The sequence below is a fragment of the Caulobacter sp. D5 genome (genome assembly GCF_003185805.1).
Classification (GTDB): domain Bacteria; phylum Pseudomonadota; class Alphaproteobacteria; order Caulobacterales; family Caulobacteraceae; genus Caulobacter.
In genome coordinates this window covers 1-14,772 of sequence record NZ_QHJY01000238.1, presented here as the reverse complement: position 1 = coordinate 14,772, position 14,772 = coordinate 1, and the positions used below count along the sequence as shown (strand labels likewise).

9 protein-coding genes and 2 pseudogenes are annotated in these 14,772 nt (G+C 69.8%); 4 read left to right on the top strand and 7 right to left on the bottom strand.

All coding sequences use genetic code 11. The features are described 5' to 3' along the window. Nucleotides 1–55 precede the first annotated feature (55 nt). From DMC18_RS15860 to DMC18_RS15845, 4 genes are all read right to left on the bottom strand, one after another. Nucleotides 56–2,896 carry a glycosyl hydrolase 115 family protein gene (locus DMC18_RS15860; protein ID WP_110133088.1) on the bottom strand — a complete coding sequence of 947 codons (2,841 nt, stop codon included), beginning with the start codon at nucleotides 2,894–2,896 and terminating at the stop codon, nucleotides 56–58. Next, nucleotides 2,893–4,827, bottom strand: a complete 1,935-nt coding sequence (locus tag DMC18_RS15855; RefSeq protein ID WP_199232582.1) for a sialate O-acetylesterase — start codon at nucleotides 4,825–4,827, stop codon at nucleotides 2,893–2,895. The genes DMC18_RS15860 and DMC18_RS15855 overlap by 4 nt, the downstream gene beginning before the upstream one ends. Nucleotides 4,828–4,987: 160 nt before the next feature. Continuing rightward, nucleotides 4,988–7,411 carry a glycoside hydrolase family 3 N-terminal domain-containing protein gene (locus DMC18_RS15850; protein WP_110119319.1) on the bottom strand — a complete coding sequence of 808 codons (2,424 nt, stop codon included), beginning with the start codon at nucleotides 7,409–7,411 and terminating at the stop codon, nucleotides 4,988–4,990. A gap of 103 nt (nucleotides 7,412–7,514) precedes the next feature. Continuing rightward, entirely contained in the window at nucleotides 7,515–7,805 is a 291-nt protein-coding gene (locus tag DMC18_RS15845; protein WP_110119318.1) for an addiction module antidote protein, read from the bottom strand. Nucleotides 7,806–7,864: 59 nt separating this feature from the next. On the opposite strand from DMC18_RS15845, the pseudogene DMC18_RS26990 reads away from it, so the two are divergent. Next, nucleotides 7,865–7,946 (top strand): annotated as a pseudogene (locus tag DMC18_RS26990) (hypothetical protein); the annotation flags it as partial. Nucleotides 7,947–8,018: 72 nt separating this feature from the next. On the opposite strand, the gene DMC18_RS15840 reads toward DMC18_RS26990, so the two are convergent. From DMC18_RS15840 to DMC18_RS26985, 3 genes and pseudogenes are all read right to left on the bottom strand, one after another. Beyond that, nucleotides 8,019–9,818 (bottom strand): DUF885 family protein, encoded by a 1,800-nt coding sequence (locus tag DMC18_RS15840; protein WP_110119317.1) that lies wholly within the window; start codon nucleotides 9,816–9,818, stop codon nucleotides 8,019–8,021. An 89-nt stretch (nucleotides 9,819–9,907) separates the two neighbouring features. Beyond that, on the bottom strand, nucleotides 9,908–11,830 hold the full coding sequence (locus tag DMC18_RS15835) for a M61 family metallopeptidase (RefSeq protein ID WP_110133086.1): 1,923 nt from the start codon (nucleotides 11,828–11,830) through the stop codon (nucleotides 9,908–9,910). A gap of 297 nt (nucleotides 11,831–12,127) precedes the next feature. Continuing rightward, a pseudogene (locus DMC18_RS26985) lies at nucleotides 12,128–12,526 on the bottom strand (glutathione S-transferase); the annotation flags it as partial. Nucleotides 12,527–12,787: 261 nt separating this feature from the next. Between DMC18_RS26985 and DMC18_RS15825 the strand changes: the two are divergent. The 3 genes from DMC18_RS15825 to DMC18_RS15815 form a co-directional block, all read left to right on the top strand. Continuing rightward, a complete protein-coding gene (locus DMC18_RS15825; protein WP_110119314.1) occupies nucleotides 12,788–13,417 on the top strand; it encodes a PepSY-associated TM helix domain-containing protein in 630 nt (209 codons plus the stop codon). Between the two features lie 16 nt (nucleotides 13,418–13,433). Further along, entirely contained in the window at nucleotides 13,434–13,946 is a 513-nt protein-coding gene (locus DMC18_RS15820; protein ID WP_110119313.1) for a DUF2271 domain-containing protein, read from the top strand. 14 nt (nucleotides 13,947–13,960) lie between these two features. Then, nucleotides 13,961–14,772, top strand: an 812-nt coding sequence (locus tag DMC18_RS15815) for a DUF4198 domain-containing protein (protein WP_110133085.1), incomplete at its 3' end; no start/stop codon positions are given.

The following is a 14,772-nucleotide window of genomic DNA, read 5'->3' as shown; positions in this document are numbered from 1 at the left end:
AGACCCCTCATCCGTCGGCCTTCGGCCGCCACCTTCTCCCGCAAGGGGAGAAGGATCAGGGCGCTTTGGTCCCCTCCGGCGGCCCGAGATAGCTCTCCGGCGCCGGCCCGCGCGAAATCACCAGGCGCTGGAACACCACGCCCGGATCCACGCGCCACAGCCGCACCCGATGCGCCCCCGCCGACGGGACGGCCAGCGATGTCGTCAGCATACGGATATTATCCGCCACCGCCTTGTCCCAGGCCTTCTCCGACGAGTCGGGAATGGTGTTGACCACCACCGGCGCACCGTCATCGATCGACACGGCGAAGCGCGGTCCGCCGCCGCCCGTGACGTCCAGGCCCGGCGAGACGAGGACCGACAGGTCCACCGGCCCCGCCGCCTCGAAATCCACCAGATAGTCCAGCACCGGCCCCTTGCCGGGTTCGCTGGCCGGGGCCGTGGTCGGCGAGGTGGTGACGCCCGACAGGGTGCGGCCGAGATTGGGGATCACCGTCCAGCCGACCCCGCCCGCCGCCGTCGCCCTGGCGTGGTGGGCGGCCTCGATGGCCAGGGGCCCGCCAGCCTCGACGAAGGCGCCCTTGGCCGGCTTGCGGGAGGGGTTGTCGACCACGGCGGTGACGACGACAGCCTGGGCGGCGGTCCCCTTCACAGTGATCGGCACGCGATGGCGACCCGTGGGGGCCTTGTCCCAGTCGACCGACACCTCCAGCCGCGTATCGCCCCCGGGCCCGGCCGGGCCGCGCGCGACCTTCAGCCAGGACGCGCCGGACGTCGCCTCGAAGGAAATCTGGGCGGGACCGCGATTGAACACGTCGATCCAGCGCGAGGCCGCGCCCCAGCGGCTCAGCGGCGGCAGGTCGGCCGCCCCGTCCACCGACGCTGCGCGCCCCTCGACGGCGACGCCCGTCACCGCCGCATGCGGCACGGCGGGACGCGCCAGCTCCGGCAGGATGTTGCGGTCGGGCTGCTGCCAGCCGGTATAGCCGATGTGGGTCTGGTCCATCATGTGGACCCATTTGCCGCCGGCGATGGCGTCGTGCTGGCGGGTCAGTTCGGCGTCGCGCGCGAACAGGGCCTCGACCTTGTCGGCTTGCGCGGCCGCCGCGCTGCGCCCCTGCCCGGCGTAGAGCCGGTTGCGGCCGGCCGCGATGTAGAGCCGGTTGAAGTTGGCCGAGGCCGCGATCGGGAACCAGACCAGCTGGAAGAAGGCGTCGTCCTGGGCCTTGGGCAGGGCCTTGCGCACGGCCTCGGCCTGGCGCTCCAATTCGCCCCACTCGGCTTCCACCCGCTCGGCCTCGCGGAAGTTCACCAGGCTGAAGGTCGTCCCGTCGATCAGCTCGGGCTTCCGCCGCGCGCTGAGCTTCGTATAGCCGTCCAGCAGGGCGGCGATCTCGTCCGCCCGCTCGGCGCCGAACTGCGCCGCCGCCCAGTCGCCGGTGTAGGTCGCCAGTTTCTCCACCGGCATGGCGGCGGGATCCCAGGCCATGTCGAGGAAGAACTCGGTCGGCAGCTCCATCGGCTTGAGGTCGCCGACATTGACGATCCACAGCCGGTCGGCGCCGGCATCATTGGCGCGCCGCATCTGCTCCCAGGTCCGCTCGACCTGGTTGGTGTTGAGCCACTTGTAGTTCCGCGGCCCGCCCACATAGTCGAAGTGGTAGTAGACGCCGTAGCCGCCGGGGCGCTTTTCACCCGGCTTGGGCAGCCGCCGGATGTTGCCCCAGTTGTCGTCGGCGAACAGCAGGGTCACGTCGTCGGGAACCCGCATGCCGGCGTCGTAATAGTCCTGCACCTCCTTGTAGAGGGCCCAGACCTGCGGCGTGGCGGAGGGGTCCTTGCCGGTGACCTCGCCGATGATCCTGCGCTGGTCGGCGACGATGGTCTCCAGCAGCCGGGTGGCGGTGCCCTGGGTCATCGGCTCGTCGCCGTCGCCGCGCATGCCGACCGTGACCAGGCTTTCGTTGGCGCCCATCCGCTCGATCCCCTCGCGCCAGAAGCGGCGCAGGACCTCGGGGTTCTTGGAATAGTCCCACGGCCCCTGACCGTAGCGCTCCCACTCGACGTGGTAGCGCATCATCGGCTCGTGGTGAGAGGCGCCGATCACCACGCCCATCTCGTCGGCCAGCACAGCGTTCAGCGGGTCGTCGTCATAGAGCGACTTGCCCCACATGGCCGGCCACAGATAGTCGCCCTTCAGCCGCAGGATCAGCTCATAGACCCGCTCGTAGAAGCCGTGGTTGAAGCCGCCGAAGGTGGCGTTGGCCCAGCCGTAGAGGGCCGGGTTCTCGTCGTTGAGGAAGATGCCCCGGTACTTGACCTTCGGCGCCTGCAGGTTCGCGCCCGGCGCGACGGAGAGGTCGCCGCGCACCGGTACGGGCACGTCGGCCCACCAGGTCCAGGGCGAGACGCCGGCCCGTTCGGAAAGATCATAGGCCCCGAAGATCGTCCCGCGCTTGTCGGCGCCGACGATGACCAGGGCGCGGGCGACGCCGGGGCGCGGGTTTTCGACCACCTGCTGGACGAAACCCTCCCAGCGGCCCTTCAGGCTGGAGACGTCGAGCTTGCCGGCCGCGACCAGGGCGTCGATCTGGGCGCTTTTGCCCAGCGTGCCGACGATGACCAGCGGCGCGTCCTTGGCCGGCTGGCCGCCGCCGGACAGCTTGGAAAGGTCGCCGCGCAGGCCCTGCACGGCGCGCAGCACGCCGGGCCAGTCGGTGACGTCGGCCTCGACCCGCGCGGGCTTGCCGCCCTCGATCAGCGGAAAACCGCCGGCCACCGGCGTCGCCGAGACAGCGGCCGGCTGGGCGGCGTGCGCGGCGACCGGCGCCGACAGCGCCACGGCGGCGGCCAGGGCCAGGACGGAGGCGGCCGCGCGAAGTCCAGTGATGCTCATTGCGTCACCGCCAGCTCGAACGGCCCCAGTGGCAGGCCCGACAGGTCGAAGACGTTGAAGGTGGGCGCGTCGGCCCAGGCGAAGCGCACCCTGGTCGGGGTCAGGCCAGACGGAACCGCGACCACCGCCTTGTCGCCCTCCACCCGGGCGTCGGCGAAGCGGCAGACCGCGGCGTCGCACAGCTCGAAGCCGATGGCGTGGTCCGAGCCGCGCGCCGCCAACCGTTCGGCGACCTGCTCGAACTTCACTTCGACCGCATCGCCGACGCGGCGGGCCGAGACCGGCGACGGGCCGTTGGTGACGGCCGCGCCGGCCAGGCGGCGCGCGCCCCGCGCCAGTCGTTTGCCGACGTCCTGCTTGTTGGTGGGGTGGACGTCGGACGGATCGCCGATGTCGGTGATCACGGCGATGGCGGCGTGGCCGTCCTTGGCCACGGCGACGCGCTGGGCCTCGCGCAGCTGGGCCCACCAGGAGTCTTCCGGCGCCAGCTGCGGCTTGCCGTAATTGGCCAGTTGCACCACCAGGGCCGGCATGTCGGCGGGCTGGCCCGTACGGCGCTCGGCCAGGAACTGCGTCAGCAGCGCCTGATAGGTCTGCGGCCGGCCGGCGTTGGTCTCGCCCTGGTACCAGGCCAGGCCCTTGAAGGCCCACGGCCCCATCGGCGCCAGCATGCCGTTGTATAGCGTCGACAGGCCCGACAGCGCGTCCCACGGCGCGCGCGGCGGCTCGCCGCTGGCCTTGGGCTCGATCTGGCAGCGCCAGTCGTCCAGCGGGATCCGCGTTCCGTCGGCCAGCACCAGCGCGCGCGGCGCGTCGCCGTACATGCCGCCGTTGGCGTAGCTGTCGAAGGCCGAGACGACGATGCGGTTGGCGCCGGCCTTCAGGCGTCCGGCCGCCAGCGGATAGACGCGCACTGTGCCCGCGCCGGAGGTCGAGCCGATGCCGACGCCGTTGACGAAGGTGGTGTCGACCTCGTCGACCATGCCGATCTCGAGGCTGGCCGCGCCCCCCTTTGCCTGAGCTTGGGCCTGGGCCGCTGTCAGCGTGACCGAAGTCTCGAACCACACGATCCCGTCGAAGGCGGCCAGGGCCGGAACGCCCCAGCCTTCCCAGGCGCCCAGGCCCTTCGGCGCGGGCGTCCAGGCGCCGTCGCCGAGCCACGGCCCGCCGGCCGCGCCGTTGTGGCGCAGGCTCCACCAGGCCTTGATCGTCTCGCCCCAGCGGCGGTCGGCGGCCGGGCGGTCCTTCAGCGACAGCGCCAGGACGGTCAGGCCGTCCTCATAGTTCCCCGCCTTGCGCAGGGCGGCCGGGCTCATCCAGGCCTCGATCGCCGAACCGCCCCACGAGGCGTGCACCAGGCCCAGCGGCGTCTTGTCTGTCTTCCGCAGCTCGCGGGCCATGTAGTAGCAGGCGGCCGAGAACGACCCGACGGCCTCCGGCTTGGCGCTCTTCCAGGCCGGCGGCTTGGAGAAATCCGTGCGGGGCGTGCGGCTGTCGGCGTGGTCGACATAGGCCATGCGCAGGCCGTCGTCGTTGGCCGAGCGGACCTCGGACCAGCTGTTGTTCCCGCGCTCGACCGGCAGCTCCATGTTCGACTGGCCCGAGCATAGCCAGACGTCGCCGACCAGCACGTCGCTGACCGTCTGGGTCGCGCCCGAGGCCGCCTTGGCCTGCAGCTTATAGGGACCGCCCGCCGCGAAGGCCGGCAGGTCGGTCCGCCAGGCGCCGTCGGGGCCGGCCGTGGCGGTCGCGGACTTGTCGCCTAGGGTGATCGTCACCGCCTCGCCCGGCTTGGCGCGGCCGAACACCGGCAGCGGCCGGTCGCGCTGCACCACCGCGTGGTCGGCGAACAGGCCGTTGAGCAGCGGCCCCTGAGCGGCGGCGGGCGTGGCCATCACGGCGGCCAGCAGGATCGGCGCGACACGGCGCATGCGGATACTCCCCATCCCCAAAACCCTCCCCCTCCTGGGGGAGGTGGCCCAGCGGGCCGGAGGGGGCCCGTTTTCAGCTTCCGCGACGCCAGCCGCTTCAGCAACGCCTTCCCCCTCAGTCGCTTCGCGACAGCTCCCCCAGAGGGGGAGCATCTATTCCCTAAACCACCGTCAGCTTCGTCGCCTTCAGGTCCACCGAGTTCGGCCCCACGAGGACCTGGAAGTCCCCCGGCTCGACCACCCGCTTCATCGCCAGGTTCCACATCCACAGATCCGATGGCCCCACCTCGAAGGTCACGGTCTGCTTCTCGCCCGGCGCCAGGGTCACGCGCCTGAAGTGCTTCAGCTCCAGCACCGGACGGGTCACCGAAGCGGCCTCGTCGTGGACATAGAGCTGCACCACCTCGTCGCCGGCCACCTTGCCGGTGTTGGTCACGTCGACCGACACCGTCGTGCTCTCGCCCTGGCCGATGCTGGCCTTGGAGAGGCGCGGGGCGGCGATGTCGAAGCTCGTGTACGAAAGCCCGAAGCCGAACGGATAGAGCGGGCTGGTCTCGCGGTCGAACAGATAGCCGCGGCGGGCCGTGGGCTTGCGGTTGTAGTAGATCGGCAGCTGGCCGACGTCGCGGGCGATGCTGACCGGCAGCTTGCCGCCCGGATTGGCGCGGCCGAACAGCACGTCGGCGGCGGCGTTGCCGGTCTCCTGGCCCAGGTACCAGCCCTCGACCAGGGCGTCGGCCTTCTGCGCCAGCAGGTTCACCGACAGCGGCCGGCCGTTGAGCAGGAACACCACGGTCGGCTTGCCCAGAGCGAAGATCGCCTGGGCCAGATCGTTCTGCTGGCCGACGAGATCCAGGCTGTCGCGGTCGCCCAAGTGATGGTCGGCCCAGGCCTCGCGGCTGGTCTGCTCGTTGTCGCCCAGCACCATGACGACGACGTCGGCCTTCTTGGCCACCTCGATGGCTTCGGCGATGAGCCTGGCGTTCACTGCCGGATCGACCAGCTTGACCTCGTCGGCGGCCCAGACGCGCTTTTCGGTGATCCGCACGGCCTCGGCGTAGTCGAGGGCGAAGCCCTGGGCCTTGGCCTCGGCGGTCAGGCCCTCCAGCACGGAGACCACGTGGCGCGGCTCGTCGGAATAGCCGCCGATCGGGGTGTCCTTGGCGTGGGCGCCCAAGAGCGCCAGGCGCTTGATCTTCTTGCCGTCCAGCGGCAGCAGGCCCTTGTCGTTCTTCAGCAGCACCACCGCCTTGCGGGCGGCTTCGCGGGCCAGGGCGACGGCCTGCGGCGTCGCGGTCCTGGCGTCAGCCGTCTTTTCATCCGCATACGGATTTTCAAAGAAGCCGCCCTCGAACTTGATCCGCAGCACCCGCGCCACGGCCGCGTCGACCTCGGCTTCCGGAATGCGCCCGGCGCGCACCAGCTGCGGCAGCAGCACATAGGCCTCGCCGTCCGGCAGCTCGACATCCACGCCGGCATGCATGGCCATCACCGCCGTGTCGGCGACCTGGTCGGTCAGCTTGTGGCGGCTGATCAGTTCCTTGATGGCGAAATAGTCGCTCTGGACCGAGCCCTGATAGCCCCACTCGCCGCGCAGCACGTCGGTCAGCAGCCAGCGGTTGGCGTGCGAGGGCACCCCGTCGATCTCGTTGTAGCTGGGCATGACCGAGCGCACGGGCAGCTCCTTCACCGCCCGTTCGAACGGCGGGAAGAAGTTCTCGCGCAGGGTCCGCTCGGCGATCTGGGCGGGGCCGACATTGGTGCCGTTCTCGGGCTGGCCGTGGCCGGTCATGTGCTTGAGGGTGACGAACACCTTGTCGGGGGCCAGCGGCAGCGTCTTGCCCTGGAATCCGCGGATGGCGGCCAGGCCCATCTCGGCGCAGACGTGCGGGTCCTCGCCATAGGTCTCCTCGATGCGGCCCCAGCGCGGGTCGCGGGCCACATCCACGACGGGCGCGAGCGCGATGTTGGAGCCCCGGGCGCGCATCTCCTTGGCGGCGGTGGCGAACACCTTCTCCACCAGCTCGGGATCGAAGGTCGAGGCCAGGGCTATGGCCTGCGGGAAGCTGGTGGCGTCGCGGGCGACATAGCCGTGCAGGGCCTCGTCGTGCATCAGCATCGGGATGCCCAGGCGGGTCTTCTCCACCGCCCACTTCTGGGCGGCGTTGGTGTAGCGGGCGGTCTGCGGGGCGTTGCGGCCCACCGAGCCGTCGTCGGCCCCGGCGGCGGCGTTGACCTCCTTGGTGGGCTTCAGGCCCTTGCGGTCGGTCGGACGCGAGATCTGGCCCAGGCCGTTGGGGAAGTTCTTGGACGCGGTCTCGGGCGAGAAGTCGCCCTCCGGCGTCTGGATCGCGGCCTTGGTCAGCCAGATGCCGATCAGTTGGGCGGCCTTCTCCTCCAGGGTCATGCGCCCCAGCAGGTCCTTGACCCGCGCCTCGACCGGCTGGGAGGCGTCCTTGTAGAGCGGCTTGTCGCCCCCCCCTGGCTTGTTCGCCTTCGGCGCGGCGCGGACCACCGGGGCCATGGCGGCGCCGAGAGCCGCCAGGCTGACGCCCAGCGTGCGGCGGGTAAGGGTGGTGGTCATCCTTGCGTTTCCCCAGCATTCAGTCACGGCGGCTTCGCGCCGTCTTGCCTGACACTATGGGAGAGCTTGTCAGACCACTCAAGCCCAAATGTTACCGGTCACTTCAGTCGGAGGCCGGAACGGTCGAAAGGCGCAATCCCAGCGCGCCCACCACCTTCAGCACGGTGTCGAAGCGCGGATTGCCGTCGGTCGCCAGCGCCTTGTAGAGACTCTGCCGCCCCAGTCCCGCCGCCTCGGCGATCCCGCTCATGCCCTTGGCCCGCGCCAGGACGCCCAGCGCATCGGCGATGAAGGCGGCATCGTTGGTCGCCAGCGCCTCGTCGAGATAGGCGGCGGCGGCCTCCGGCGTCTCCACATAGACGGCGGGATCGAAGGGCTGGGTCTCGACGCTCATGCCACCTTGCCTCGGAATGTCTCCCACAGGAGACAACCTCACTCGAAGCGAGGCAAGCTTCAAGTCGTCATCCCGGCCGCAGCGAAGCGGAGAGCCGGGACCCAGGGGCGGCCGCACTGCGCCTGGCCCCTGGGTCCCGGATAAGCCCTTCGGGCTTTCCGGGATGACGATATTAGGCGGCAGGGAAGTTGCTTTCGCAAATCACCGACGCGGTCACCCCGCCCAAGCGTCCACCACCCCCTCCAGCACGGTCAGCGGCGTCGGCCCCACCAGCAGCGCCGTGTCGTGGTAGCGGCGGATGTCGAACTTGCCGCCGAGCCTTGCCTTGGTCCGCTCGCGCAGGGCCGCCCAGACGGTGTGGCCGACCTTGTAGGAGCAGGCCTGGGCGGGGTTGGCGCAGTAGCGTTCGACCTCGCGGGTGATGCGGCCCTCGTCGTCGCCGCCGGTCTCGACCATGTAGGCGATGGCCTTCTCGCGGCTCCAGTCCTTGGCGTGGATGCCGGTGTCGACCACGCAGCGCGAGGCGCGGAAGAGGCGCGCCTGGTACATGCCCAAGAGGCCCAGGTCGTCGTTCTCGTAGAGGCCCATCTCCATGGCCACCTGTTCGGCGTAGAGCGCCCAGCCCTCGGTGTTGGCCGAGAAGAACATGTTCTGCCGCAGCTTGGGCAGGCTGCCCTCGGCGGTCAAAGCCAGCTGGAAGTGATGGCCCGGCGCGGCCTCGTGATAGGTCAGGGTCGGCAGGGCGTAGCGCGGGCGCTCGGCCGTGTCGCGAAGGTTGATGTAGAAGGCCCCGGGGCGCGAGCCGTCCAGCGGCGGACGCTCGTAATAGCCGCCCGACGAGCCGGCCTCGGTGTAGGGCGGGATGCGGCGCACCTCGACCGGGATCTTCGGGGTGATCCCGAACCATTGCGGCAGCTTGGGCTGCATCTCTGCAATCAGGCGATTGCAATATTCCAGGATCTGGGCGCGGCCCTCGTCGGTGTTGGGGTAGGCCTCGCCCGGCAGGTCCTTCAGCGCCGCCATCCGCTGGCCGACCGAACCCTGGGTGAAGCCGCGCTTCTTCAGGATCTCGTCCATCCGCGCCTGGATCTGCGCGCCCTCGTCCAGGCCCAGGCGGTGGACCTCGTCGGGGGTCTTTTCGGTGGTGGTGTAGATGCGCAGCAGGGCCGCGTAGAAGGCCTCGCCGTCCTTGAAGCGGCTCATGCCGGCGTCGTGCACGGCCTTGGCGCGGACGGCGGCCAGGGTCTCGATCTGGCGGTCCAGGGCCGGGTGGATCTGGCCGGCCAGCAGGGCGGCGGCCTTGGCGTCGTAGTCGCCGAAGGCCTTGGCGCGGCGGGCCAGCGAGGCGACCAGCACGTTCTTTTCCGGGGGCAAGCTACGGAACTGCTTCAGCTGGCCGATGGCCTTGTCGAGGATGAAGTCCGACGGGATCACGCCCTTGGCGGCGTCGGCCCGCACCCGCTCGCTCTCCTGGTCGAGCACGGCGGCGAAGCCGGCCATGCGGGCCAGGTAGCTGTCGGCGTCGGCCGCCGAGGCCACCGCGTGCTTGCTGTCGAGGAAGCTCGGCACCGACGAGTAGCCGCCGTAGAACTGGGTCACCACGAACGGCCGCGACACCGCGCCGTAGTCGAAGCCCGAGGCCTTATCGCGCGCGCCGTAATAGTAGGCGGCGGTGTCGTAGTTGACGGCGTCGTCGCCGCTCAGCGCCTTGCGATCGATCGCCTTGAGGCGCTTTAGCCGGGCGGCCGGCTCCTTGCGCTCCCTGATCCAGGCGGCGATCGAGCGGTCGCCCAGCTTCGTGCGCGCGCCGGCGTGAGCGCCGGTGTCGAGGCCCAGATTGGTGGCCTGCTCGGGGCTCTCGGTCAGGTCCTCGTCGAAGAAGGCGTCGAACAGGGCGTAGAGCTTGCCGCGCTCGTCCTTCGGGGCGGCCATGGCCGGCAGGGCGGTGGAGACGGCGACAGCGGTCGCCCCGGCCAGCAGCTGGCGACGATCGAAGGTGTTGGAATCGGACATGGGCTCTTCCAGGACAGGCGCGGCCGCGCGTCTTGGAAGGCAAAGCCGTCCGGCGCCTCGCGGCCCGGGCGCCGGACGGCTCTATGGGCTTACTTGCGGGCGGCCAGGATGTCATCCAGGCGCGCCGGGGTTCCGGCCACGCGCTCGAGGCGCGGGTAGCGCAGGCCGCCCGTGTAGTCGAGCTTCACGGTGCGATAGCGCGAGCCTTCCTTGACCAGCAGTTCGACCGGCTGGCCCTTGGCGGTGTCCTTGACGGCGGCCTTCAGCTTGTCGGCGTCATAGGCCTCGCCGTTGACGGCCACCAGGGTCAGGCCCTGGGTCAGGCCGGCCTTGAAGGCGGGACCATCCCACTGCACGTCGCTGAGCACGCCGTCCGAACCGACGGTCAGGCCGATCGAATAGGCCAGGTTGGTGACCTTGCCGCGCGTCTCGGAGACCTTGAAATAGTCGGTCGGCGCATCGGTATAGACCAGCTTGTAGCCGCCGCGCGTCAGGCCATCGAGCGGGGCCTTGGGATTCACCCCCTCGATGCGGTCCTTCAGGAAGGTCGACCAGTCGTAGGCCACCACGCCGTTCAGCGCCGCCACCACGTCGTCGAAGGTGTAGGTGTGCGAGACGTACGAGCCGTCGGCCACGCCGAAGAAGGCCTTGGCGAAGTCGTCGAGCGACTTCTTGCCGTTCGTCTTCTCGCGGATCAGCGTGTCGGCGTCGAGCCAGACCAGCTGGCCTTCGGAGTAGTAGTCCTCGCTGCGCTGGTAGGAGAGCCACGACAACGGCTTGCGGTTGGCGATGATGGGGTCGTTGGTGGTGTCCTGCACCGGGCGCCAGTCGCGGCCGCGACGGCTGTCGTAGGCGGCCGCCGTCATGGCGATGGCGTCCAGCGTCTGCTCCTTGTTGAGCAGGCCCGAGCGCGACGACAGCACGTAGCCCCAGTACTGGGTCTGGCCCTCATAGACCCACATCAGGCTGTCGCGCATCGGGGTGTTGAGGGTCGGGGTCCACAGGTCGGCCCCGCGGCGGAACTTGCCGTTCCACGAGTGGGTGTATTCGTGGGCCAGCAGGTCGCGGCCGACATAGGCCTTGTCCCAGTCGGTGAAGTACTTGGGCGCGACGCGGTTCTCGCTCGACTGGTGGTGCTCCAGGCCGATGCCGCCCAGCTGGTCCGACAGGGCCACCAGGAAGTCGTAGTGGTCGTAGTGATGCGAGCCGTAGAGCTTGTAGGCCTGCTGGACCAGGTTCTTGTGGATCTGGATCTGCTCGGGCTTGAACTCCAGCAGCTCGGGCTTGTCGGCGATCATGTTGAGACGCACCGGAACCTTGGCGCCCGGATCCAGCTCGACCGACTTGAAGTAGCGTCCGGCGAACATCGGCGAGTCGACCAGGGTCTCGACCGTGGTCGGCTTGAAGGCGGTCACCTGGCCTTCGGTCTTGGCGACCTCGAGGGCCGAGGCGAACTGGAAGCCCTCCGGCAGCTTGACGGTCGGCTCGACGGCGATGCGGCGGGTGAAGTGGCCGGCCGGATACATGGTCATCTGCAGCCACTGCAGGTTCAGCATGTCCGGCGTCATGACCATGCGGCCGACCTTGGTCTCGACCGGCGACAGGAACTTGTAGGCGATGTTCAGCTCGGTCACGCCGGCCGGCACGTCGATGTGGAAGGCGTTGACCTCGACCACGTCGCGCTTCCAGGGGATCACCTGGCCATTGGCGGTGATGACGAGGCCCGCCAGCTTGTCGATGTCGTTGCGCGGCGAGTGGCCGCCCGGCACCCACTCCGGATAATAGAGGGTCAGCGGGCCGGGCTTGGCGACCGGCAGGGTCAGCTTGATGTCGAAGATCTTGCGCTCGAGGTCGGTGGCGTCGACGTAGAGCTTCAGCACGCCCGGATAGGCCACGTCCTGCGGGGCGGCGATCGGCGGGGTCGGCGGGGCCGGCTGGGGCAGGTAGTCCTGGGCGAGCGCGGCGCCGCCCACGAGCGACAGAAGCGAAACCGAGAAGAAAAGCGCTTTCACGAAACGACCCCAATGCAGCCCGCGAAGTCCCCTCGCGGCAGGAAGCCTGGATGTTTCTTTTGTTGAGCCCCGCTTGTCGAGGCCAAGCTGGCCGCACGCTGTTATAATATAGCTAGACTGGGTCCAGCTCCGGATAGCGCCGGAAGATGCCCATTTCGTTGAACGGAATGCGTCTTTCGGAGGCGAGATAGGCGGCGATGCGCGGCAGGTCGGCGACACGGTCTCGCAAGGCCACGACCTTGGGAAGGCGGGCTCCAGCTTCGCCATGGCGTGCGGGAAGGCGTAGCGCAGGCCTTCGAGCGCCTGGAACAGCGACAGGTCGGCATAGCTGACCGCCCCGCCCGCCAGCCAGGCGCCTCCTCCGTCCAAGGCCCGTTCGAACCAGCCCATGAACTTGGGGATCCGCTCGGCGCGGAACTCGGCCGAGCGCCGCTGCGCCTCGGCCTTCTGGTCCTCGTAATAGAGCCCCGCCCCGACCGGATGGTGGGTGTCGTGGGCCTCGACCACCAGGTCGGCGATGGTCAGCTGCAGCTGGTTGACCCACAGCCGGCCGCTCTCGGCGGCTGGCGCCAGATCGTGCCTCGGTCCGAGATAGAGCAGGATGTTGGCCGTCTGGCTGATGACGAGATCGCCGTCGACCAGGAACGGCGGCGCGAACGCCGCGCGCGATCCGCCCAGCTCAGCCAGGTCGTCCATCAGGGTGTCCTCGCCGCCGCCCTCCGCTTCGGGCGCGCGGGCGACGTCGACATAGGGCGCGCCGGCCGCCTCCAGCGCCAGGCGGACAAACTCGCCGCGCCCTTGAATTCCCGGCCAATAATGCAGCTGATAGGTCATGGTCACATAACCGATCGCGAGCGCATCGTTTCCAATCGTGGCCACAGCACGATCCGCTCTTGTAATTGCAAGTCGCTCTCAAGTATGGACGGCGGCACTGAAGCTCGTCCGCCCCGGAATCCCGTGAAAGCCGCCGCCGAACAGAACCGCCGCTCCTTCTGGCTGAAGCAGTTGCACCAGTGGCACTGGATCAGCGCGGCGCTCAGCCTGGTGGGCATGCTGCTGTTTGCGATCACCGGCTTCACCCTGAACCACGCCGGCCAGATCGAGGCCGAGCCCAAGGTCGTCACCCGCAAGGCCACCCTGCCCGCCGACCTGCTGGCCGAGCTGGCCAAGGGGCCGGTGGAAGGCAAGCGCCCGCTGCCGATCAAGGTCGAGACCTGGCTCGACAAGGCCGTCGACGCCGACATCGCCCGCCGCGTGGGCGAATGGTCCGACGCCGAGGTCTATCTGGCCCTGGCCCGCCCGGGCGGCGACGCCTGGATCGCCATCGACCGCGAGACCGGCGCCGTCGAGCACGAAAAGACCACCCGCGGCGCGGTCAGCCTGCTCAACGACCTGCACAAGGGCCGCAACGCCGGCAAGGCCTGGGGCTGGTTCATCGACATCTTCGCCGGCGCCTGCGTGATCTTCACGGTCACCGGCCTGATCCTGCTGCAATTCCACGCCCGCGGACGGCCGATGACCTGGCCGCTGACCGCCGCCGGGCTGGCCATACCGCTTCTCCTCGTGATCCTGTTCGTCCACCTCTAGAGAAAGGCCGCCTTCCGTGAAGCGCACCGTCTCCCTGCTGACCTTCGCCGGCGCCGCCGTCGGCGCTCCGGCGATGGCCGCCGACCTCAACGTCACCGTCGAGATCCCGCGCCTGACCGTGGCCGAGTACCACAAGCCCTACGTCGCCATCTGGGTCGAAGGCCCCGACGCCTCGGCCGCCGCCACCCTGGCCGTCTGGTACGACGCCGACTCCCGCGAGGACAAGGGCCAGAAGTGGCTGAAGGACATGCGCCAGTGGTGGCGCAAGGCCGGCCGCGCCATGAGCTTCCCGGCCGACGGGATCACCAGCGCCACCCGCGCGCCCGGCCCGCAGAAGCTGGCCTTCAGCGGCGCCAAGAGCGAGCTCTCCAAGCTGAAGCCGGGCGAGTACACGCTGGTGGTAGAGGCCGCCCGCGAAGTCGGCGGCCACGAGGCCGTCCGCGTCCCGTTCACCTGGGGCAAGCCCGGCAAGACCGCCACCGCCAAGGGGACCGCCGAACTCGGCGCCGTCTCGGTCACCGTCAAGTAAGAGGGGATAACGCCATGAACATCCGCAAGCGCCTCCTGGCCCTGACCGCCATCACGGCGGCCCTGGTCGCCGCCCCGCTGGCCGCCAACGCCCACCGCGGCTGGATCGTGCCCTCCGCCACCGTCCTATCGGGCGACGGCGCCTGGGTGACGGTCGACGCGGCCGTCTCGAACGAACTGTTCTACCCCGACCACCGCCCGATGCGCCTGGACGCCGTGGTCATCACCACGCCGGACGGTACGACCGAGCCGCTGAAGAACGGCTCGACCGGCCAGTACCGCTCGGTGTTCGACGTCGAGCTGGCCAAGCCGGGCACCTACCGCATCGGCACCGCCACGGCCAACATCGTGGCCAGCTGGACCGACGCCGGCCAGGTCAAGCGCTTCCGCGGCACGCCCGAAGAGTTCGCCGCCCAGGTTCCGGCCGGCGCCGCCGACCTGAAGACCATCAAGAGCTTCAGCCGCAACGAGACCTTCGTCACCCGCGGCGCGCCTACCGCCGTGAAGCCGACCGGCAAGGGCCTGGAGCTGGTTCCCGTCACCCACCCCAACGACGTGGTGGCCGGTGAAGCCGCGACCTTCAAGTTCGTGATCGACGGCAAGCCCGCCGCCGACCTGGAAGTGACGATCGTGCCGGGCAATTCGCGCTATCGCGCCAATCCGGGCGAGATCAAGGTCAAGACCGGCCCCGACGGCGCGGTGAAGTTCACCCTGCCGGAAGCCGGCATGTACTGGCTGAACGCCAGCGTCCGCACCGGCGAGACCGGCCGCGGCGGCGGCATGGGCGGCCCGGGCGGTGGCGCTCCGGGCGGCCAGGGCGGCCAGGG

What these genes read in the sequence shown, in the direction of transcription:
- DMC18_RS15860 (WP_110133088.1), bottom strand. Translation starts at nt 2,896, where the DNA reads ATGAGCATCACTGGACTTCGCGCGGCCGCCTCCGTCCTGGCCCTGGCC.
- DMC18_RS15855 (WP_199232582.1), bottom strand. Translation starts at nt 4,827, where the DNA reads ATGCGCCGTGTCGCGCCGATCCTGCTGGCCGCCGTGATGGCCACGCCC.
- DMC18_RS15850 (WP_110119319.1), bottom strand. Translation starts at nt 7,411, where the DNA reads ATGACCACCACCCTTACCCGCCGCACGCTGGGCGTCAGCCTGGCGGCT.
- DMC18_RS15845 (WP_110119318.1), bottom strand. Translation starts at nt 7,805, where the DNA reads ATGAGCGTCGAGACCCAGCCCTTCGATCCCGCCGTCTATGTGGAGACG.
- DMC18_RS15840 (WP_110119317.1), bottom strand. Translation starts at nt 9,818, where the DNA reads ATGTCCGATTCCAACACCTTCGATCGTCGCCAGCTGCTGGCCGGGGCG.